We start from the raw sequence: 21,939 nt of genomic DNA, 5'->3' as shown, positions 1-21,939 counted from the left end.
GTCATCCTCGGGCTTGACCCGAGGATCCAGTCGCGGTGGTGGCAGAAAAACGATTGGGCATTGGCTCAGTGTGTCAAACTGGCAATCAGCATCGCGTGTAGAGAGGCATATGGATCCTCGGGTCAAGCCCGAGGATGACGCCTGAGAGAGTGGCGAGCTGTCACCGCCCGAGCGGTCGGAAACCCGCCGACATGCGCTCAGCTGTTCACTGTTCCCAGAAAATCCACGGCTGCCAGTCCCTTGCCTTCGGGACGGACGAAGACCGGGTTGATTTCGGCTTCGACCAGATCCGGCGTTCTCAAGACCATGTCGCCGAATGCAATGGCGGCTTTGACCAGCGCATCGATGTCGGCCTTCGGCGCGCCGCGGAAGCCTTGCAGAACCGTCCAGAGTTTCAGCTTCCTGAGAGCGGCCTCGACCTGTTCCGGCGTGACCGGCAGGGCGAGATAGGTGACATCGCGGTAAAGCTCGATGGCAACACCGCCCGAGCCGATGGACAGTACCGGGCCGAAATCGGTGCCGCGCAGCGAAGACAGAACGACCTCGACCCCGTCGGTCACCATTTCCTGCACCAGAACGCCCATCTCCGGCTTGTCCAGCGTCTTGCGGAAGGCGCTGGCATGGGCATCGACGTCCTCGGGCGTGCGCACGCCGATCTTCACCAGGCCGAGCTCGGTCTTGTGTTCGGCCGCGTCGGGCAGAACCTTGACCACCAGCGGCCAGGTGAGGTCGGCGCAGAGGTCCGCCGCCTTGTCATCCGGACCCAGGATGCGCCATTTCGCAGGGGGAACGGCGCTGTCTTCAAGAAAGACCATCATTTCCTCCCATGTCTTCGGCGGCGACAGGGGCGTCAGGTTCGATGGCGGTGGCGCGATGCCGATATCGGCGAAACGCCTGCGGTCATAGAGCCATTTCAGCGCCCGCATGGTGTTCGACGGATCGTCGGAAATCAGGATGCCCGCCTCCCGATATGCCTGCCGGATCTCGGGATCGACGGTCTCCACTGCCGTGGTGATGATCATCGGCAGGCCGCCCTGTCTGGCGGCATTTCTGAAATCCTCGGCATGATTGACAAGATCGCGTTTGCCGCTCGATGAGAATTGCAGCACGATTGCCTCGGTGCGCGGATCGTCATTGAGGATGGCGAGCGTATCGCGGAACAGGTTGGGATAGGCGCGGATCTGGCCGGTGAGGTCGACCGGATTGGCCTTGCGGGCGAATTCGGGAAGGGTTTCTTCCAGTCGCGCCGCTGCGGCATCGCTGAACGTTGCCATCGGCAGGCCGCGCTCGTCGCTGTGGTCGGCCAGAAGCGCACCGGCGCCGCCGGACAGGCTGACCACGGAGATACCGGATTTCGGATCGTCGGAAACGCGCGGGTCCGGCAGGAAGGAGAGCGCCTCGACGGCAGCCATGGCCTCGCCGAGACTGTCGACCATGATGATGCCGGCCTGATCGAGCACGTCCTGATAGATGGCGTGCGGCGAGGCGATCTTGCCGGTGTGGGAGGCCGTCGCTTCCTGGCCGAAAGCGGAGCGGCCGGTCTTCAGCGCGACCAGTTGAATGCCGCGCGCCCGCGCCCTGGCTGCCAGCGGCAGCAGTCTTGCGGCATCGTCCAGCCCTTCAAGATAAAGCGCCACGACCCTCACATCGTCCTGTTCGATCACCCAGGCGAGTGCATCGAGCGCATCCATGCAGGTTTCGTTGCCGACGCTGACGATATAGGAGCAGCCCAGCCTGTTGCGCTGCAGATAATTGCCGATGGCGCCGGCCAGTGCGCCGCTCTGGCTGATGACGGCAATGTTGGAATGGGTCAGGTCTTCCAGTTCGTAGGCCGCAGCGCCGAAGCTCATCACCGTTCTGGCCTTCACCGCCCAGATGCCCTGTCCGTTTGGCCCGAGCACGTGAACGCCGTATTTGCGCGCGGCTTCCTTCAGACGGCGGGCATTGTCTTTTCCCGTCTCGATCTCCTCGAAACCGGCACTGTAGACAATCGCGCCTGTAATGCCCTTCTGCCCGCATTCCTCGATGATGCCGGGCACCGTTTCGGCCGGCGTGATGATCAGGGCCACATCCGGGACCTCCGGCAGATCGCCGACCGTCTTGTAGGCCTTGTGCCCTTCCACCGCGTCGCTGCTGGGCGTCACCGGGTAGATGCGGCCTTCAAAGCCATGCTTCATCAGATTGGTGACGAGCCGGTTGCGGGGGCCGGGTTTGGGCGAGGCGCCGACAATGGCGATGCTTTGCGGACGGAAAATTCTGTCCAGCGCCGAAACATCGGTCATCGGGCCGGACCCTGTCTGAATATTCATGCTTTCGAAGTCCTCACCTGGTCTCTGGCACGGCTGCGGACGCGCGGCGCAAGGCGCCGTGCCCTGTTGTCTTGCTTGCTGATTGCAGACTTTTCGCAATCGTCATGCCAGTCCTCCCCCTGCCGGTGGTAGCACATGATCAGCCGGTTTCATCGGGGAAATGACCGGGCTGCCAACACAGTGTCGTCGAAGACGCCAGTTTCCCGCCGGTCGTTTCGTTTGGCGGCCCTGTCGCTGTCTGATGCCGGGGCTGCGCCGTCTGGCACCTGTCTTGCACGGCCCGGCTCAGGAGAGACGACAGGAGGAGAAAGACGTGAGCGACCAAAAGCGTGAATATTCGATCTATGAGGCGGTTCCGCAGTTCGGGCGGCTGCGCGACGACGTTCTTTACAATGATGTCTGGAAGCAGCCGGAGCTCAGCCCCCGCGACCGCTCGCTTGTGACCTGCGCCGTTCTTGCCGCGCTCGGTCGGAATGAGGAGCTGAAGCATCATTGTGGCGTGGCCGTGAAAAACGGCGTGAGCGCGGACGAATTGCGGGGCATGGTCGTGCAACTGGCTTTCTATGCGGGCTGGCCCGCCGGGGTGAATGCGGCCAAGGCCGCCATGCCGGTGTTTGAAGCTGCGGACAATGTGTCGCAAGAGCCGTGAAATCCCTCTTTCGGCGCGAAGTGCAGTTGTCACTGCGGCGTCGGTTCTGTCATTGGCACGATGTTTGCGAGCAGACAGCAATCTTGTTCAAGGCCGCGGTCGGGAGGCGCCGGGGCTGGACGGACGGATACATGAACACGGGAGGAGCGCGTGTCCCTGATTGAAAGACTGCTGGGCCGTATGGCGCTGGCTTTGATGTGGCTGGCGGCCTTCTGCCTGGTGGCGATGGCGCTGCAAGTCACGGCAGATGTGATCGGAAAATACTTTTTCAACAGGCCGATCCCCGGGACGGCCGAAATCGTCGCGCGTTATTACATGCTGGCGGTCGTGTTTCTGCCGCTGCCCTTTGCCGAACTGCGCAACAGCGGCATTTCGGTCGACCTTTTCTACAACATGTTCGGTCGCCGGCTGCGGCGTTCAACGGTCATTTTTGCCTATCTCGGACAATTGGCCTTTTTCGGAATGCTCGCCTACCAGTCCTCGCTGGATGCGGTCGATTCCTTCCAGAAACTCGAATTTCTCGACGGTCAGGCGAAAATCTTTATCTGGCCCGGCACATTCTTCCTGCCTCTGGGGCTGTGGCTTGTGTCGGCGGTCAGCCTGCTGCGCATTTTCCAGACCTGTCTTTTGAGCGACTGGGAACAGGTCGTCAATTTCCAGCCGACCGCCGATGAGTATCACCCTGCGCAGGATATGTCCTGATGGATAGAGTAACGATTGGTATTATCGGTGTCGTCGCAGCGCTCGGGCTTATCGGCCTGCGCGTGCAGGTCGGCGTCGCGCTTGGCATTGTCGCGTTCTTTGGCATTGCCGCCATCACCAGTATCGGCGCGGCATGGGGCATTCTGGCGGCGATCCCGTCGAATTTCATTGCGCAGTGGAGCCTTTCGGCCGTGCCGATGTTCCTGTTGATGGGCTATATCGCCGCGCAGGCCGGGCTGACGAAGGGGCTTTTTGAAAGCGCCCGCATTTTCGTCGGGCGCGTGCCGGGCGGGCTAGCATCGGCCACGGTGGTGGCATCGGCGCTGTTTGCCTCGGCGTCGGGCTCCAGTGTTGCCACAGCCGCCGCCTTTTCGCGCATCGCCGTGCCGGAAATGATGAAGGCGAATTACAAGCAGTCGCTGGCAACCGGTTCCGTCGCTGCCGCCGGAACGCTCGGCTCGCTGATCCCGCCGAGCATCCTTCTGATCGTCTATGGCATCTTCACCGATACCTCGATCGGCGGGCTGTTCGTCGGCGGACTGTTGCCCGGCCTTTTGTCTGCGGTCGCCTATATCTTCATGATCACCTTGCGCTGCTGGCTCGATCCGACGCTGGCGCCTGTGCGCGAGGGTAACCATACGCGGGCGGAAAAATGGGCCGCCTTTCACGATATCTGGCCGCTGCCGACCCTCATTCTCGGTGTTCTCGGCGGCATTTTCATCGGGGTGTTCTCGCCGACCGAGGCTGGCGCGATCGGCGCCTGCCTGGCCGCCGCCATTGCCCTTTTGCGCGGAACATTCAGCCGGAAAATGTTCTGGCGCGCGCTTTACGAGACGGCGGAAGGCACGGCGACGATTTTCATCATTGCCGTCGGTGCGACGATGTTCGCGGTGTTTCTCGGCCTGTCCTCGCTGCCGAACGTTCTGTCGGGCATCATGCTGGCGCATGTCAGCTCGCCGATTGCGATCATCGTCGCGATTGCGGTGCTTTACGTGATCCTGGGCATGTTCGTCGACAGTGTATCGATCATGCTTCTGACGATCCCGATCGTGCAGCCCATTCTCTCAGGCCTTGGCGTCGACATGATCTGGTTCGGCATCATAGTCATCAAACTGCTCGAGATCGGCATGATCACGCCGCCGGTCGGGCTCAATGTCTATGTTATCCGCAGTGCATTGGGGTCCAGCATCTCGCTGGCCGAAGTCTTCAAGGGGGCCGCATGGTTCATCCTGACGGACATCGTCACCCTCACGCTGCTGATCCTGTTCCCGGCAATCACGCTTTTGCTGCCGGGAATCATGAAGTGACGTGCATGCGTAACGGTTAACTTCGTTCAAGAGGAGGAGAACGAAATGAAATTGAAGTCTTTACTGGCAACCTGTGTTGCCGCCGGGATCGGCCTTGGGGCAGTGCCGGCGTCCGCCGAGACCTTCCGGGCCGCGACCTGGAATGCCTCAGGCTCCATGAATGACCGGTTCCTGACCGATTTCGCCAATCTGGTGAAGGAATACAGCGACGGTTCGGTTGAATTCGAAGTCTTTCCGGGCGGTGTTCTATTCCCGGCCGATGGTTCGCTGCAGGGTATTTCATCGGGCGTGGCCCAGCTTGCCAATATCACGGCAGCCTATATCCCGTCGGACCTTCCGGTCGATGCGGTCGCATCCGACATGTCGTTTCTGGCCGACGACCAGCTGGCCCTGGCCTTTGCCAAGACCGAGGTGACGTTCTTCAACAAGCAAATGCAGGAAGAACTGGCCAAGAAAAAGGGCATCGTGTTCGTGACGAGCTTCTCGATCGGCATCTACTATCCGATCTGCGGGTTTGACCTGAAGGATATGTCGGGGCTGGATGGCAAGAAGGTGCGCACCAGCTCGTCGGCTCAGATTGACTTCATCGGGCAATATGGCGGCGTGCCGGTCAGCGTTCCCGGAACCGAGATCTATACCGGTATCCAGCGCGGTTCGCTCGATTGCGCGCTGGGCGATCCGCTGTTCCTGACTGAGTTCTTCAAATTGTCCGAAGTTGCAAAGTCGGTCTATCAGCTGCCGCTCGGCTCCAACGCCAATGGCGGCTATTATGTCAATCAGAAGTTCTGGCAGGATCGCACGCCGGAAGAGCGCCGCGATATCCTGCATGCGCTTTCGCGCGCGACGGCGGCCTCGATGATCGACTACGGCAAACGGGTCGATGCGGCATGGGAAACGTCAAAGAAAGACGGCGTTGCGCTCAACGCGCCGACGGCGGCGGATGAAGATGCGCTTGCGGCTTTCAAGGAGAAATTCGTCGCTAACCTGCCGCAGATGGAGATGGAAAAGCGCGGCATTTCCGATCCGACCGAGCTGATCGACGAAATGCAGGCGGCGATGGACAAGTGGAAGACGCTGCTTGCCGGGATCGATCGCAACAATGTCGACCAGGTGACACAGCTGCTCGATGAGCAGATCTTCGACAAGGTCGATGTCGATACCTACGGCGTGAACTGAACCGCCAGATATTGTCCGGCGGGCAGTTCGCCCGCCGGACAGCCTGCCTTCAACCGATGAACGGACGAGAAAATGACTGATACCGCGCCCTCGCATGGCTACCGCTACCCCGAGGTGGCGCTTCTGATCGACGATGAATGGATTGCCGACCGGCCTGCCTGCCACCATGTTCAAAATCCCGATGACGAGACGATCCTCGGACCCGTTCCCGGTGCGACGGACGACGATTTCGACCGGGCGCTTGCGGCCGCGCAGCGCGGTTTCGATATCTGGCGAAAAGTGCCGCCGCAAAAGCGCGCCGACCTGTTGCACCGGGTGGCCGCAATCATGCGTGAGCGCGCCGACGAGATCGCCCCTGCCATCACGCTCGAACACGGCAAGCCGCTTGCCGATGCCCGTGCCGAAGTCGTCCGCTCCTCGAGCTTTCTCGACTGGGATGCCGAACAGCTTTTGCGCAATTACGGCCGGGTGGTGCCGACCGAACATCCCAACTACCAGTTCGTCGTGCGCGAGCCGGTGGGGCCGGTCGCCGCGTTCACGCCGTGGAATGTCCCGGTCAGTGCGGCAGGCCGGAAGCTTTCTGGTTCGATTGCCGCCGGCTGCTCGGTCATCATCAAGCCCGCCAGCCAGACGCCTGCCTCGACCTGCCTTCTGGCACAGTGCTTTCTGGATGCCGGCCTGCCGAAAGGCGTGCTTCAGGTCATCCATGGCCGTTCCTCGCAGGTGTCCGAACGGCTCATCCTGTCGCCCGTCATCAAGATGATCACGCTGACGGGCTCTGTCGATGTCGGCAAGCAGTTGACCCGGCTGGCGGCCGAAGGCGTCAAGCCGGTGCTGATGGAACTCGGCGGCCATGCGCCGGTGCTGATCGGCGAGGATGTCGATCCGGCTGCCGTCGCAGCCCTTGCCGTTGGCGGAAAATTCCGCATGGCCGGTCAGCTCTGCGTTTCGCCGTCGCGGTTTCTCGTCCACCGCAAGGTCTATGACGATTTCGTCGGCGCCTTTGCAGAGGGTGCGTCGAAGCTCAAGGTCGGCGGCGGCTTCACCAAGGGGGCGGAAGTCGGCCCGCTGGTCAACGAGCGCCGGATCGAGACCATGGACAGGCTGGTCGGCGACGCCGTGAAGCGCGGGGCGCGGATCGCGACCGGCGGCGAGCGGGTCGGCAATCGCGGCTGGTTCTATGCGCCGACCGTGCTGGCCGACGTTCCACTCGATGCCGAGGTGATGCATGAGGAGCCTTTCGGCCCGATTGCGCCCTGCATGCCGGTTGCCGACATGGACGAGGCGCTTTCAATCGCCAACGATATCGAGGTCGGGCTGGCCGGCTATGTGTTCACCAATGATGTTGAGACGGCCGACCGGCTTTCGAACGAGCTGCAATGTGGCTCGGTCGCGGTCAACCTCTTCACCAGTCCCGGTGCGGATGCGCCCTTCGGCGGCCACAAGGAAAGCGGTATCGGCGTCGAGGGCGGCATGGAGTCGCTCGATTCCTACACCGTCTCCAAAACCATCACCCACCGCCGCGTGCGTATCTGAAGATCACGTGTCTTTCAGGAAAACGCTTGTATGCGAAACCGACATGTCCCGCTGAGCTTCAGCGGGACTTTTTGTTTTCCCGGCTGGTGTCATGCCCGGGTCTGCCCGGTTTGGAGATCCAACCCTCATTTCGACGTTCGGCTGACCACGGCCTTACCCACTTGTGTCATCCTCGGGCTTGACCCGAGGATCCATGCACGTACCGACACGCGACGTCGGGTGCAGGTTTGATGGCTTGTTCCACAATCACAATCGTCTTTCATGCCGCCACCGAGATTGGATCCTCGGGTCAAGCCCGAGGATGACGCCTGAGAGAATGGCGAATGCGGCGATCATCCCACACGACTTGGGTTTACCGGGCAGCACCAAATCAAAACCGGACATAACGCCCGGGCAGGGCGGCAATAGCGCGACCCAACCCATTGGCACGCTGATTGCGGATGCTTCCTCGTCTGCGCTGACCGGCCCTCTGCCGGTTGAATGGAGGAAGGAGCATTCATGGCCGACACTGATCACCTGCCATATCGGAAACTGCCGCTGGCAGCGGCCGGAAAAGGCTTCGGGCTGCTTTCCGGCGTGAAAGTCGTCGATGTGACATCGTCGGTGGCCGGACCCTATGCCAGCATGCTGCTTTCCGATTTCGGCGCGGAGGTCATCAAGGTCGAACGTCCCGAAGGCGACGATGCGCGCCAGTGGGGGCCGCCCTTTCTGGATGGGCAGGCGCTGTGGTTTACAGCCATGAACCGCAACAAGAAAAGCGTTGTGGTTGATGCACGCTCGGAAGCGGGCAAGGCGGCGTTTCGCAAGCTCGTATCCGAGGCGGATGTTTTCGTGACCAACCAGCCGCCATCGGTGCAGCGCAAGCTCGGGCTTGATTACGAAACCCTGCGGGCCGTGCGCAAAGACCTTGTTTTTGTTTCGATTACCGGTTTCGGCCTGACCGGCGAACGCGCCGATCTGACCTGTTACGACCTGATCGCCGAAGGCTATTCCGGCATCATGGATATCACCGGGGCCGCCGACAGCGCCCCACAGAAAATCGGTGCGCCAGCGGCAGATATGCTGGCCGGGCAGGATGCCGCGATGGCCGTGATGGCAGCTCTTTTCGACCGTCAGCGCAGCGGTGTCGGCCGCAAGATCGATATCAGCATGGTCGAGAGCATGACCCGGTTTTTAAGCTGCCGGATTTCATCCTATCTCGGCTCCGGCGAAGTGCCGAAACGCTCGGGCGGCACCGACAGCGTGATCGCCATTTACCAGCCCTTCGATACGGCCGACAAGCCGATGAATCTCGGCCTTGGCTCAAATCCGGTCTGGGCGCGGTTCTGGGAGGCCGTCGGCGATCCCGCCTATGGCGCCGATCCGCGCTTTGCCACCAACGCCGATCGCCGTGTCTGCCGGGCGGAAATCGTCAGCCATATTCAGGACATTCTGAAAACCCGCAGCCGCAATGCGTGGCTGGATATTTTTGCCGCAGCGCGTGTGCCCGCCGGTCCCATCAATCAGGTGGATGAGGTGGCCCATGACGGCGAACTTCAGGAGCGCGGGCTTTTCTACACATTGAAGGATGAGGACACCGGGCGGCTTGTCCCGCAGATCGGCCTGGGCATTCGCATTGACGACGAGGCGAGCTTTGCGCGCAGCGCACCGCCGGAACTGGGACAGCACACAGACGAAGTTCTGGGAATGGCGGTGGAAACCGAAAACGCGCGCGAAACCGCGAAAAACGAATGAAGATGGAGGTGCAGCATGGCGGCTGAATTCAAGGAAATTCTCTATAGCGAAGACGGTCCGGTCGGCACGATCACGCTCAACCGGCCGGATGACGGCAACATGTTCACCGAAACCATGTGCCACGAAATCCGCGATTGCATTGAAATGATCCGGCGTGAAACCCGCACCCGTGTCGTGGTTCTGACCGGGGCGGGCGACCGGTTCTTCTGCATCGGCGGGCGCAAGGACGGCATGGAGAAGACCAAACTCTATGCCGGTGTGCTGCCGACGCTGGAAATGTATGAGGCCATCGACCGGTTGCAGAAACCGGTGATCGCCTCGGTCAACGGTTTTGCCGTCGGCGGTGGCAATGTGCTGCAGATGGTCTGCGATGTCACAATTGCCAAGGAAAGCGCGGTCTTCAGGCAGGTCGGACCGATGATGGGCTCCTTCGATGCCGGTTACGGCACCTGGTATCTGGAAGACCTCGTCGGCAAGAAGCGCGCCAAGGAAATCTGGTTTGCCAACCCGAAAATATCGGCTGTTGAAGCCAGGGACATGGGCCTCATCAACCGCGTGGCGCCGGACGACCAGCTTGCCGAAAAAACACGGGAATTCGCGCTGGAGATTGCCGATCGCGGCGCTTTCGCGCTGGCCTCGATCAAGGGGGCCTTCAATGCCCGCCATGGCGGCGTCAGCGGGCTGTCGCGCGTCACCCACGACCTGCTTTTGAGCCAATATCTCGGCACGGACGAGGCCAATGAACTGGGCGCGAGCTTTGCCGAACGGCGCAAGCCCGACCCTGAAAAATTCGGCCACTGAGGAGGGCTCTATCCTATGCGACCCTTTCTCACCCTGCACGATCCCGCAACCGCGCGCGGCTATTACGACAACGGCCTGTGGCACGGGGAAACCTTCTATCATCTGATGGCCCGGCACGCGGCGATGCGGCCGGATGACCATGCGCTGCGCGACGGTCGTCTCCGGCTCGACTGGCGGGCGCTGAAAACCCGCGTCGATGCCTTTGCCGACGACCTTCGCAATCAGGATATCGTCGCCGGAGACCGGATATCGCTGTGGATGTCGAACCGGATCGAGGCGGTGATCGCCTTTCTCGGCTGTTCCCGCGAGGGCGTCGCCTGCAATCCGTCGCTGCACCGAAGCTATACCTGCGGCGAGATCATCGAGCTGTTGCAGGAACTCGGCGTGAAAGCGCTGGTGACGGAACCCGGCTGGGGCGCGGACCGGGCGTCGAAGGATTTCGACGCCATGCTGAAGGATGTCAGCACGCTGACGAAACTCTATACGCCGGATGACTTTCCGACCGAAACCATCGCGGCCGAGCCCGAGCCGCATGCCAATCCGGACAGCATCGCCTATCTCGCCTTCACCTCGGGTACGACCGGGCGGCCGAAATGCGTGATGCATTCCTCAAACACGCTTCTGGCCAATGCCCGCGATCTGGCGCGCGACTGGAAGCTCGATCTCAATTCCGTCATTTTGTCGCTCAGCCCGCTGTCGCATCACATCGCCTGGGTGGCGATGGCGCAGTGGCTGGTCTCAGGCGGCGAGCTTGTCACCGACGATCCGCCGAAAGACGTCTCGCGGCTGGACTGGATCGTCGAGACCGGCGCCACCTATGTGATGGGCGTTCCGACCCATGCGATGGATATCCTGGCCGAGCAGAAAAAACGCGGCATGGCGCGCATGGGCAATGTCCGCACCTTTTATATGGCGGGTTCCCCGATCCCCGAAGTCGTCGCCAAGGCCTTTGTCGATCAGGGCATCGCGCCGCAGAACATTTACGGCATGACCGAGTGTTCGTCGCATCAATATACCCATCCCGACGATCCGCCGGAAATCTGGGTGTCCACCTGCGGGCGCGGCGGACCGGCCTATTCGGTGAAGATATGGGACGTTGAAAACCCCGACAGGGAGCTGCCGCAGGGCGAAACCGGCGAAATCGGCGGCAAGGGCGCGGCGATGATGCTTGGCTATTACGGCAATCAGGCTGCGACCGAAAAGACCTTCAATCGCCACGGCTATCTGATGTCGGGCGACCTCGGTTCCTTCGATGAACACGGCAATCTGCGTATTGAGGGCCGCGCCAAGGATCTCATCATTCGCGGCGGCCACAATATTCATCCCTCACGGATCGAGGCGCTGGCTCTGACCCACCCGACGGTCGAGAAAGCTGCGGCCTTCGCCGTGCCGGACGAGCGGCTGGGCGAAAGGGTCTGCCTTGCCATTATCGGCGATATCGCTGCGGCGGAGATGCTGGCGCATCTGGCCGCCGAGGAGCTTTCCAAATACGACATGCCCGAATGGTTCCTGTCGGTTGAAAGCCTGCCGCTGACGGCAAGCGGGAAAATCCTGAAGCGCGAGCTGACGGAGATGGTCAAACGCGGCGAGCTTGCACCGGAACAGGTGCGCTATACCGCCCCCAAGGCATCGTGAGGGGGAGGACGATATGACCGTTGAACTGAAAAAGGACGGGCCGTTCGCGGTCCTCACCCTCAACCGGCCGGAAGCGCTCAACGCGCTTTCCTTCGCCATCCTCCGCCAGATCGGCGAAGCGCTGGACGAGGTGGCGGCGATGGAGGGCATTCGCGCACTGCTGATCACCGGCGCGGGCGAAAAGGCGTTCTGTGCCGGGGCCGATATCAAGGAATTGCGCAACCGCGCGCTCATCGACCAGAAGCGCGGGGCCGAACTGGGGCAGGCGGTGTTCGCCAGGCTCGATACGCTGCCGGTTGCCTCCGTGGCGCTGGTCAATGGCTATGCCTTTGGCGGCGGGGCGGAACTGGCGCTTGCCTCGACCTTTCGTCTGGCATCGTCGAACGCGGTGTTCGGCCTGCCGGAGATCAAGCTCGGCCTCATTCCCGGCTATGGCGGCACGCAGCGCCTGCCGCGCCTGATCGGCGAAGGACGGGCGCTCGAAATCATCATGACCGGCCGCAATGTGAAGGCCGATGAAGCCGAGAAGATCGGTCTCGTCAACGCCGTCGTCGATGGCGATTTGTTGGAAGCGGGCCGGGAATTTGCCGGCCGGTTCACCCGTTACAGCCTGCCAGCGCTGGAATTTGCCCGTCAGGCGGTGCGCCGGGCCGGCGATCTGCCGTTTGCCGAAGGGCTGCGCGTGGAGGCCGACCTGTCGACGCTCGCCTATCGTCTGGGCGATGCGGAAGAGGGCATGGCGGCATTCGAGGAAAAGAGAAAGCCGGAGTTCAAGGATGGCTGAAGGACAGATCATCGTTACCGGTGCGTCGAAAGGCATTGGCGCGGCCATCGCCGCCGAACTTTCCCGGCGCGGATTTTCGGTCGTCGCCCTGTCGCGTTCGGGTGAGGCACCGGCCGGTCGCGCCGTGGTCTGCGACGTGACCAATGAGGGCGATGTGAAACGGGCCTTTGGAGAAATCGCCGCCGCGGGGCCGGTTGCCGGTCTCGTCAACAATGCCGGTATTCATATCGGCGGGCCGATTGCCAGCCTGACGACGGAAAGCTTCAACAAGACCATCGCGCTCAACACCACCGCTGTCATGGTCGCCGCCCGCGAGGTGTTTCCGCTTATGGAGAAAAACGGCGGCACCATCGTCAATATCGGCTCGTTCTTCGACAAGCTCGGCGTGCCGGACAATCTCGCCTACTGCGCTTCAAAGGCGGCGGTGGCGGCAATGACACGCTGCATGGCGGTCGAATGGGCGAAGCACGGCATCCGGGTGATGAATGTCGCACCCGGCTATATCGAGACCGATCTCAACCGCGATTATCTCGCCCGCGAAAAGGTCAAGGCGTGGATGGCAAGCCGCATCCCCGTTGGCGCGCCGGGCAAGGCCGAAGACGTGGCGAAGCTCGTCGGCTCGATCTTCTCCGAGCAGATCGGCTTTCTGACGGGCGAAACCATTTACATCGACGGCGGACAGGGGATGAACCACTGATGAACCTTATTGAAAAGGTGGCGGCGGCCCGCAACTGGAATGACGACGAACGGCAGGTGCTGGAACAGGTGCAGCGCATGACCGACGCGGTGATTGCGCCCAATGCCGAACACACCGACGAGACCGGGGAATTTCCCTGGAAAAATGTCGAGGCGATCAACGCGCTGGGGCTGAACGCGATTTTCGTTCCGGAGGCATTCGGCGGCATGCCGATGTCCTACAAGCTCTATCTGGAAATCGTGTCGATCATTTCCGAAGCCTGCGCCGCGACCGGCATCATCTACGCCACCAATTACCACGGCATGAAGCCGCTGATCGATTTCGGCAATGACGAGCAGCGCGCTCGCCTGCTGCCGAAAATCGCCGAGGGTGGGCTTGGCGCGCTGGCGATCACCGAGCCGACGGCGGGCTCGGATGCGACCGGCATGAAGACGAGCTTCACCGAGGATGGCGACGACATCGTCGTCAAGGGCTCGAAAGTCTTCATCACCAATGGCGATGTTGCCGACCGCATTCTGCTGTTCGGCAAATGGGCGGGCATTGACGATGCGAAGAAGGCGATTTCGGTGCTGATCCTGGAAAAGGGGATGGAGGGCTTCAGCGTCATCGGCAAGGAGAAGAAGATGGGCCATCACGGCTCGTCCACCTGCGCGCTCGCCTTCGACAATATCCGCGTGCCGCGCGCCAATCTGATCGGCAATCCCGGCGACGGGCTTGCGATCCTGCTGGCCTCGCTGAACAAGTCGCGGCCCTCCGTTGCCGCCCATGCGCGCGGCATCGCCCGTGCGGCGTTCAAGGACATGGTGTCCTACGGCAATGAACGGGTGCAGGGCGGCAAAAAGATCATCGAGTTTCAGGGCAACCAGTTCACGCTTGCCGATCTTGCGGGCGAACTGGCGATGGTGGAGCGCTGGATCGATTACGTCGCCGATATCGTCGATGGCGGCGGCAAGGACTTTGGCATGGAAGCATCGCTGGCCAAACTCAGGGCCTCCGATCTCGCCATGAAGATGACGACCGAATGCGTGCAGTTTTACGGCGGTTACGGCTATTGCCGCGATTATCGCGCCGAACGGCTGATGCGCGACGCCAAGATCACCCAGATCTGGGAAGGCACCAATCAGGTTCACCGCCAGCTTATCGGACGGAGTTTCAGGGAAAAATGACGGATATCAGGAAAGTCGCCATCTGCGGCGCAGGCGGAACGATGGGTGCGGGCATTGCTCTGGTGGCAGCGCGCGCCGGGTTCGAAACCTGGTGCTTCGACATGGCGCCGGAAGGGCTTGAGCGCTCCCGCAAGGCGGCGGAAAAATTCTTCGCCAAGTCGGTCGAGCGCGGCAAGATGAGCGAAGAAGACCGCGCGGCGGCGCTTTCGCGCATGCACGACACCACCGAGCTTGCCGATCTCGCCGATTGTGACCTGATCATCGAGGCGATTTTCGAGAATCTGGACGTCAAGCGCGAGCTGTTCGGCAAACTGAACGGCATCTGCAAGGCGGAAACGATCTTCGCCTCCAACACCTCGACGCTGTCGATCACGGAAATCGCCGGTGGTTCGGGCCGCTCCGACAAGGTGGTGGGGATGCATTTCTGCCTGCCCGCGCAGGTTATGAAGCTGATCGAGATGTCGCGCGGCATCAACACATCCGACGAGACTTTCTCAACCGCCTGGGCCTGGACGCAAGCCGCCGGGCAGGTGCCGGTGGAAACCCAGGACAAGCCGGGCTTCATCCTCAATGCGCTGCTGGTGCCGTTCAACAATGACGTCATCCGCGCCATCGAGGCCGGGCTGGCGACGCCGGAGGATATCGACACCGCGATCAAGGCCGGGCTTGGTTACAGGATGGGGCCCTGCACGCTGCTCGACCTGATCGGCCTCGATACGCAAATCCGGCTTGGCGAAGCTTTCTACCCGATCACGTTGGACAAACGCGCCGCCGTGCCGCCGCTTCTGCGCCGCATGGTGGCCGCCGGAAAGCTCGGCAACAAATCGGGCGAAGGTTTTCTGACCGGCCTGACGCGGGAAAAGGCGACGGCCGCGCCATCCTTCACCATCCGCAAGGCCAGTGAAAGCCGGTCCTTCCCGGAGGGCGACGCTTTTCTCGCTGCGGGCGGAGATGATGGCGCGGTGACGGTGCATCTCGGCGGCGGCTTTGCGCCGGACCTGTCGAAAACCGCTGTGCTTGTCGAACTCGATACCGAATGCCTTGGCGTCCACACCGGCGAGGATATGGGGCGCGAAGGCTCCAATGCGGTCGGTTTTGCCCGCTATCGCAACGGCAATGATGCACCGTCGAACCTGATCGAGATCGTGCGCCAGCCGAGCACGGATGAGGCCGCGCTCGATGCCGCCCGCGCCGTGTTCGAAGCGGCCGGTTTCGAAACGGTGGTCTGCGCCGACCAGCCGGGCCGGATCATCGACCGACTGGTGCGCCCGAAATATAACGACGCGCTGCGCTTCCTCGATGAGGGGCTCGCCAGCGCCGCCGATATGGACAAGACCTGCTCGATGGGCCTTGGCTATCCCGACGGGCCGGTAGAACGGGTGACGCGCGGCGGTCTGGCCCGCCATTTCGACGTGACCAACGCCATTTACGCCATGACCGGTCAGCCGGGCTATGCGCCTGCGCGTGCGGCGGTGGTTGCAAAAGCGCGGGCAGACTGAGCGATGATGGACGGCGCGCTTTCCGGTATAAAGGTTCTCGATTTCTCGACCCTCCTCCCGGGACCCTTGGCAACCTTGTTCCTGGCCGATGCCGGGGCCGAGGTTGTCAAGGTCGAGAATCCCGCGCGCGGCGATGAAATGCGCCATTATTCCCCGCGCTGCGGTGAGGACAGCGGCAATTTTCATCTGCTGAACCGCGGCAAGAAAAGCGTCGCGGTCGACCTGAAATCGCCGGAGGGGAAGGAAAGTCTGACTGCCCTCCTGAAACAGGCCGATATCCTGGTCGAGCAGTTCCGTCCCGGCGTGATGGCGCGGCTCGGGCTTGGCTATGACGATGTGCGGGCCATCAACCCCGCCATCATCTATTGTTCGATCACCGGCTACGGCCAGACGGGCAATATGCGAAGGGCAGCGGGGCACGATCTCAACTATCAGGCGATGACCGGGCTTCTGGCGCTGAGCCACGGGCCGCAATCCGCGCCCGTGGTTCCCCCGGCGCTGATTGCCGATGTGGCGGGCGGAACCTATCCGGCGCTGGTCAATATTCTGACGGCGCTCTATCGCCGCGCGCGGACGGGCGAGGGGGCCTATCTCGATATTGCCATGGCCGAAAGCCTGTTTCCCTTCACCTACTGGGCAATGGCGGACGGAAAATTCGGCGGCGCGTGGCCGGGCAATGGCGATGCGCTGGTGACCGGCGGCACCTGCCGATACCGGCTTTACCCGACAGCCGATGACCGGCTGGTCGCGGCTGCTCCCATCGAACAGGCGTTCTGGGAGCGTTTCTGCGAGGCGATCGGGCTGGAACCTGCCTTGCGCGATGACACGGTGGACCCGGACGCGACGCTGGCGCAGATCAACGCGTTGATCCGCAGCCAGACGGCAGAACACTGGCAGGCGGTTTTCAGTGAGGCGGACTGCTGCTGCACCGTCGTCGCCACGCTGGAAGAAGCGCTGGAGGACCCGCATTTTGCCGAGCGCGCCGTTTTCAGCCGCAAGATTGCGCTGCCGGACGGCAAAAGCGAAAGCGCCCTGCCGTTGCCGCTTGCAACCGGCCTTCGAGCCACGCCGTCAGACATGCCGCACGCACCGCGTCTGGGTGAAAATATGTCCGGTCCCGCACCCCTGTCCTTCGCGAAAACCGAGGAGCATGAGGGATGAAGGCCGTTATTGTCGATGCATTCACGCCTTTCGACAAGGCGCGGATCGGGAAACTGCCCGATCCCGTCGCAGGTCCCGGCGAGGTGGTGGTGGATGTCGAGGCTGTCGATGTCAATTTTCCAGACATTCTCTATATCGAGGGCAAATATCAGAACAGGCCGGCCTTTCCGTTTTCGCCCGGCCTTGGCGCGGCGGGACGCATCGCCGCGCTCGGCAGCGGCGTCGAGGGTTTTTCCATCGGCCGGAAGGTTCTGGTTCTGCCGCACTACGGCGCCTATGCCGAAAAGGTGAAGGCGCCCGCCGCCTGTTGCTTCGCCATGCCGGACGATATGCCGTTTGAAGAGGCGGCGGCTCTGGGCCTTGTCTACCAGACGGCCTATTTCGCACTGACCGCGCGCGCGATGCTGGAAAAGGGCGAGACGGTGCTGGTGCTCGGCGCATCCGGCGGCATCGGCATGGCGGCGGTTTCCCTGGCCAAAGCGCTGGGTGCCGGAAAGGTTATCGCCGCCACGCGGGGCGAGGAACGCAGCGCATTCGCCAAAGGGCTCGGCGCCGACGTGACGGTCGATTCCGCAATGGACAATCTGCGGGATGGCCTGCGCGAGGCCGTTTACGCGGCCACGGATGGTCGCGGTGTCGATGTCGTTATCGATCCGGTGGGCGGCGCGCTGAATGCGGCGGCGCTCAGGGCCATGGCATGGCAGGGGCGGATGGTCGTCGTCGGTTTTGCCTCCGGCGAAATCCCGAAGATCGGCGCGAACTACCTGCTGGTGAAAAACATCGCGGTCAGCGGCCTTCAGTGGACAGATTATCGCGATCGCCAGCCGGAAAAAATGCGCGCGGCGCAGGCTGAGATCTTCGCATTCTGGCGCGAGGGGAAACTGCGGCCCGCCATCACCGGTACATTTCCGCTCGAACGCTATGGCGAGGCGCTTGGCGCGATCAGCCGCGCCGGCGCGCGCGGTAAATTCATCCTGACAATTCGAGACAATTGAGGCCGGACCATCATGACCGCTATCGAAACCACAGCGACCATCGGCGTTATCGGAGCCGGCACGATGGGGGCTGGCATCGCCCAGCTCGCCGCCGCCGCCGGCCACCCGGTGCTGCTGTTTGATGCGAAGGAGGGCGCGGCTGCGACCGGCAGGGAACGGATGGTCGCCGGTCTGAAAAAGCTCATCGCGCGCGGCAAGATCGACGCGGCAAAGGCCGATGCGATCATCGACAGGGTCCAGCCGGTCGCGACCATGGAGGCGCTGGCGCCCGCCGCACTCGTGGTGGAGGCGATTGTCGAAGACCTCGATATCAAGCGAAAGCTCTTTGCCGCGCTGGAGGATGTCGTCGCGCCGGAGGCCATTCTGGCGACCAATACGTCATCCATATCGGTCACCGCGATTGCCCGCGATCTGAAACAGCCGGGCCGTTTTGTCGGGATGCATTTTTTCAACCCGGCAGTCATCATGAAGCTGGTCGAGGTGATTTCCGGCGTTGCGACATCGAAGGAGGTTGCCGAAACCGTGTTCGCGACGGCGGAAAACTGGGGTAAGATCGCCGTCCATGCGAAGTCGACCCCCGGCTTTATCGTCAACCGGGTTGCGCGCGGCTTTTATGCCGAAGCGCTCAGGCTCTACGAGGAACAGGTGGCCGATCCGGCCACGCTCGATGCGATCATGACGGGGGCGGGCGGTTTCCGCATGGGGCCGTTCGAACTGATGGACCTGATCGGTCACGATGTGAACTACGCCGTCAGCCTTTCGGTGTTTACCGCCTATTATCAGGAGCCGCGTTTCCGGCCCGCGCTCAGCCAGCTGGAGCTGGTCAATGCCGGGCGGCTTGGCCGCAAATCGGGGCAGGGCTTTTACGGCTATGCCGAGGGCAGCGAGAAACCGGAGCCGGCCAGCGAAACGGCTTCGCCCGATGCCGCGCCTATCGAAGGCCTCGCGCCCGGTATCGAAACGGAGATCGACGGCGTGGCGCTGAAGCTGACCGACGGGCGCACGGCGCGTGAAGTCGCGGCTGAAACGGGCCGGCCGGTCATCATCTGCGATCTTGCGCGCGACGGGGCATCGCGGATGGCCTTTGCCGTCTCGCCGGATGTGCCGGAAAACGTGGTTGCGCGCGTCGTTGCAACGCTTGCCGCGCAGGGCATCGCCGCGACCCGCCTGCCGGACTGGCCGGGCCTTGTGCTGATGCGCACGCTGGCCGTTATCGCCAATGAAGGTTTTGAGGCCGTCATGCAGGGTGTCAGCGATGAGGCCGGGGTCGACACCGCCATGCGCTATGGCGTCAATTATCCGAAAGGGCCGATAGGCTGGGCGCGCGAGGTCGGGCTGGCGCGTATTGTTGCGGTGCTCGACAATCTGCACCGGCTGACGGGCGATCCGCGTTACCGGGCATCGCTGCGGCTGCGCATGGCCCTGCAAGACTGAGAAAACGGGAGAATGACCATGAAAATCAACAGGGCCGGTTCTGGCGCATCGAGTTACGCTCCGGCGGACAGTTTTACCGGGCAGGTGAGGCGCGATCCGCTGGTTAACGCCGAAGCGCCCGGGCGGGTGGCAACGGGCATGGTGACCTTCGAGCCGGGCGCACGCACGGCATGGCACACCCATCCGGCGGGCCAGATCCTGATCATCATGTCCGGCTATGGCTGGGTGCAGGTCGAGGGCGGGTCGAAACAGACCGTTGCGCCGGGTGACAGCGTCTGGTTTCCGGCAGGCGAGAAACACTGGCATGGCGCGACGGCGACCACGGCCATGACCCATATCGCCGTGACCGAATTCGTCGATGGCAGCGCGGTGACATGGCTGGAGCATGTCAGCGACGAACAGTACAACGCGGGCTAGAGCGCCGTGCGTCCTTTTGGACGCACAAGGACGCACGGCGCTCTTTCCGCCGGTCACCGCAAGGGAGAAATGCAATGCCCTTCTTCAAGTCCCTGCCTGAAAATGCCGGGCCGCCCAATGTGTTCAAGCAGTATCCCGATATTTACGGGCCGTGGTCCGAGACCAGCGAAGCGATGATGAACGGCCCGTCGCCGCTTTCCCAAGGCGAGCGCGAGCTGTTGCAGGCCTATGCCGCCGGCATCAGCGGCTGCGCATTCGTCTATACCGGCCATTCGGAGGTCGCCTATGCCTGGGGCATTGCGCGCGGCACGCTGGAAAAGCTGATGGCGGATATCGAAACCGCGCCGGTGGACGACCGGCTGAAGCCGATCTTCGCCTATGTCCGCAAGCTCGTGACCGCACCGCGCGACCTGACGCAGGCGGATGCCGATGCGGTGTTTGATGCGGGCTGGGCGGAAAAGGCGCTTCACGATGCGGTTGTGATTACCGCCCGCGTGGCCTTCATGCAGCGTCTTGTCGACGGTTTCGGCTTTGCGCCGCTCGACCCGGCCGTGGCCGCAAGCCATGCGAAAAAGCGCGTCGAGCGCGGCTATGTCAATGTCTACAGCACATTCCGGAAACAGAAATGAGCCGCGGTTTTCTGTCTGAAACAGCATGATGCGGATAAAGGAGATCGCCCGCGAACCGCTGGCACGGCTGATCGGCGCTGCACGGCGCGCTGTCTCGTCGTTCCGGCATCTTTCGCTGCGTGACTGGCTCGCCTATCTGACCTGCCTTGTGGTCGGCTGGGTCGGTGGTGTTCTGGCGGTGCGGTTCAACATGCCGCTGGCGTGGTTTCTGGGGCCGATGATGGCAAGTGCGGTGGTCGCAATTGCAGGCGTTCCCGTCCGCGCGCCGCTGTTCCTGCGACCCATTGCCGTGCCGATCCTCGGCTTTCTGCTGGGTACGGCCTTTCTGCCTGAAATTCTCCGGCAGATGCACGAATGGCTGTTTTCCGCATTGATGATCCCGGTCTATCTGCTGGCAAGCGGCGTTGTGAGCTATGCCTATTTCCGTTTTGCCGGGCGCTATGATGCCGTCACCGCGTTTTTCTCCAGCGTTGCCGGCGGTCTGACGGCGATGGTGCTGATGGGCGAATATTACAAGGGCGATGTCACCAAGATCGCCGTCGCTCAGTCGATGCGCATTCTGGTCGTCGTGGTGGTGATCGCTCTTGTCTTCAGTACGGTGCTTGGTGTCTCTAGCGCGGACACTCAGGGCCCTGTCATCGGCTGGAGCGATCTGACGGGCGAGGATATTTCCTGGTTTTTCATATGCGTTCTGGGTGGCAGTCTTGCCGGCGTGCTGCTGCGCTTTCCAACCCCTGCCATGCTTGGGCCGCTGATGTTCAGTGCGCTTTTACACCTGACATCGGTGACAACCGGGCTTTTGCCATCGGACCTCACTGTTTTTGCGCAGTTCGTGCTGGGTGTTTGCATCGGTGCACGCTTTACCGGACTGACCGTCAGGACGGTATCGGTCAGCCTGTTTCACGGCACGGTTTCAGCTCTGCTGATGCTGGTTCTTTCAGGAGGCATCGCGCTCTTGGTCCACAAGGTTTCGGCAATCGACCCGCTGGCCGCATGGCTGGCCTTTTCGCCGGGCGGGATGACCGAGATGGGGCTGATGTCGCTGGCGATCGGCCAGAGCGTGGCCTATGTCACGGTCGCCCACGTCTTCCGGCTGGTGATCGTCATGTTTGTTGCGCCGTTTCTCTCGCGGGTTCTCGTTACACGCCGATGATCGCCGGTGCTGGCATCCGCCTTGCTAACCTTTTTGTCGACAGGCGCCTTATTCGGCCGGGCAACACTGCCCTCCGGCCGGGGTGCGCATAATGCCGCATGGCGAAGGGCGCATGGACAAACCGCGCCTGGGCTGCCATGCCTTTGCCGGGGAGG

Annotated in this window: 19 protein-coding genes; 18 read left to right on the top strand and 1 reads right to left on the bottom strand. The window is 62.3% G+C overall.

The genetic code is table 11. The annotated features are described in order from the left end of the window. Window positions 1-197 precede the first annotated feature (197 nt). Window positions 198-2,309, bottom strand: coding sequence for an acetate--CoA ligase family protein (locus tag ACHZCU_RS03375; protein WP_319517649.1), 2,112 nt, complete (start codon window positions 2,307-2,309; stop codon window positions 198-200). A gap of 313 nt (window positions 2,310-2,622) precedes the next feature. On the opposite strand from ACHZCU_RS03375, the gene ACHZCU_RS03370 reads away from it, so the two are divergent. The 18 genes from ACHZCU_RS03370 to ACHZCU_RS03285 all read left to right on the top strand — a co-directional run bounded on the left by ACHZCU_RS03370 (window position 2,623) and on the right by ACHZCU_RS03285 (window position 21,784). Beyond that, a complete protein-coding gene (locus tag ACHZCU_RS03370) occupies window positions 2,623-2,958 on the top strand; it encodes a carboxymuconolactone decarboxylase family protein (protein ID WP_227023583.1) in 336 nt (111 codons plus the stop codon). A gap of 150 nt (window positions 2,959-3,108) precedes the next feature. Further along, window positions 3,109-3,660, top strand: coding sequence for a TRAP transporter small permease (locus tag ACHZCU_RS03365; RefSeq protein WP_106303822.1), 552 nt, complete (start codon window positions 3,109-3,111; stop codon window positions 3,658-3,660). Then, the gene (locus tag ACHZCU_RS03360) at window positions 3,660-4,967 is read left to right on the top strand and encodes a TRAP transporter large permease subunit (RefSeq protein WP_319517648.1); all 1,308 of its coding nucleotides are present in this window, start codon (window positions 3,660-3,662) and stop codon (window positions 4,965-4,967) included. Before ACHZCU_RS03365 ends, ACHZCU_RS03360 begins: the two co-directional genes overlap by 1 nt. Window positions 4,968-5,012: 45 nt before the next feature. After that, window positions 5,013-6,143 (top strand): C4-dicarboxylate TRAP transporter substrate-binding protein, encoded by a 1,131-nt coding sequence (locus ACHZCU_RS03355; RefSeq protein ID WP_319517647.1) that lies wholly within the window; start codon window positions 5,013-5,015, stop codon window positions 6,141-6,143. Window positions 6,144-6,215: 72 nt separating this feature from the next. Next, the gene (locus ACHZCU_RS03350; protein WP_319517646.1) at window positions 6,216-7,679 is read left to right on the top strand and encodes an NAD-dependent succinate-semialdehyde dehydrogenase; all 1,464 of its coding nucleotides are present in this window, start codon (window positions 6,216-6,218) and stop codon (window positions 7,677-7,679) included. Window positions 7,680-8,177: 498 nt separating this feature from the next. After that, window positions 8,178-9,413 (top strand): CoA transferase, encoded by a 1,236-nt coding sequence (locus ACHZCU_RS03345; protein ID WP_319517645.1) that lies wholly within the window; start codon window positions 8,178-8,180, stop codon window positions 9,411-9,413. A 15-nt stretch (window positions 9,414-9,428) separates the two neighbouring features. Next, on the top strand, window positions 9,429-10,214 hold the full coding sequence (locus ACHZCU_RS03340) for an enoyl-CoA hydratase-related protein (RefSeq protein WP_319517644.1): 786 nt from the start codon (window positions 9,429-9,431) through the stop codon (window positions 10,212-10,214). A 15-nt stretch (window positions 10,215-10,229) separates the two neighbouring features. Beyond that, window positions 10,230-11,849 carry a class I adenylate-forming enzyme family protein gene (locus tag ACHZCU_RS03335; RefSeq protein ID WP_319517643.1) on the top strand — a complete coding sequence of 540 codons (1,620 nt, stop codon included), beginning with the start codon at window positions 10,230-10,232 and terminating at the stop codon, window positions 11,847-11,849. 13 nt (window positions 11,850-11,862) lie between these two features. Next, window positions 11,863-12,633, top strand: coding sequence for an enoyl-CoA hydratase-related protein (locus tag ACHZCU_RS03330; RefSeq protein WP_319517642.1), 771 nt, complete (start codon window positions 11,863-11,865; stop codon window positions 12,631-12,633). Beyond that, complete coding sequence (locus tag ACHZCU_RS03325; protein ID WP_319517641.1) at window positions 12,626-13,330, top strand: SDR family oxidoreductase; 705 nt, start codon at window positions 12,626-12,628, stop codon at window positions 13,328-13,330. The genes ACHZCU_RS03330 and ACHZCU_RS03325 overlap by 8 nt, the downstream gene beginning before the upstream one ends. Continuing rightward, complete coding sequence (locus tag ACHZCU_RS03320) at window positions 13,330-14,496, top strand: acyl-CoA dehydrogenase family protein (protein ID WP_319517640.1); 1,167 nt, start codon at window positions 13,330-13,332, stop codon at window positions 14,494-14,496. The genes ACHZCU_RS03325 and ACHZCU_RS03320 overlap by 1 nt, the downstream gene beginning before the upstream one ends. Next, window positions 14,493-15,995 (top strand): 3-hydroxyacyl-CoA dehydrogenase NAD-binding domain-containing protein, encoded by a 1,503-nt coding sequence (locus ACHZCU_RS03315; RefSeq protein WP_319517639.1) that lies wholly within the window; start codon window positions 14,493-14,495, stop codon window positions 15,993-15,995. Before ACHZCU_RS03320 ends, ACHZCU_RS03315 begins: the two co-directional genes overlap by 4 nt. A 3-nt stretch (window positions 15,996-15,998) precedes the next feature. Continuing rightward, window positions 15,999-17,156, top strand: a complete 1,158-nt coding sequence (locus ACHZCU_RS03310) for a CoA transferase (RefSeq protein ID WP_319517638.1) — start codon at window positions 15,999-16,001, stop codon at window positions 17,154-17,156. Further along, entirely contained in the window at window positions 17,153-18,151 is a 999-nt protein-coding gene (locus tag ACHZCU_RS03305; protein ID WP_319517637.1) for an NADPH:quinone oxidoreductase family protein, read from the top strand. Before ACHZCU_RS03310 ends, ACHZCU_RS03305 begins: the two co-directional genes overlap by 4 nt. A 12-nt stretch (window positions 18,152-18,163) precedes the next feature. Beyond that, window positions 18,164-19,585, top strand: a complete 1,422-nt coding sequence (locus ACHZCU_RS03300) for a 3-hydroxyacyl-CoA dehydrogenase NAD-binding domain-containing protein (RefSeq protein ID WP_319517636.1) — start codon at window positions 18,164-18,166, stop codon at window positions 19,583-19,585. Between the two features lie 18 nt (window positions 19,586-19,603). Beyond that, window positions 19,604-20,002: a cupin domain-containing protein gene (locus tag ACHZCU_RS03295; protein ID WP_319517635.1), complete on the top strand. Its 399-nt coding sequence runs from the start codon at window positions 19,604-19,606 to the stop codon at window positions 20,000-20,002. 74 nt (window positions 20,003-20,076) lie between these two features. Next, complete coding sequence (locus ACHZCU_RS03290) at window positions 20,077-20,631, top strand: hypothetical protein (protein ID WP_319517634.1); 555 nt, start codon at window positions 20,077-20,079, stop codon at window positions 20,629-20,631. A gap of 25 nt (window positions 20,632-20,656) precedes the next feature. Continuing rightward, entirely contained in the window at window positions 20,657-21,784 is a 1,128-nt protein-coding gene (locus ACHZCU_RS03285; RefSeq protein ID WP_319517633.1) for an AbrB family transcriptional regulator, read from the top strand. The last annotated feature ends 155 nt before the right edge of the window (window positions 21,785-21,939 follow it).

It is taken from the genome of uncultured Martelella sp., from assembly GCF_963677965.2.
Lineage (GTDB): Bacteria > Pseudomonadota > Alphaproteobacteria > Rhizobiales > Rhizobiaceae > Martelella > Martelella mangrovi.
The sequence above is the reverse complement of the archived record's forward strand: the minus strand, read 5'-3'. Positions and strand labels throughout refer to the sequence as shown.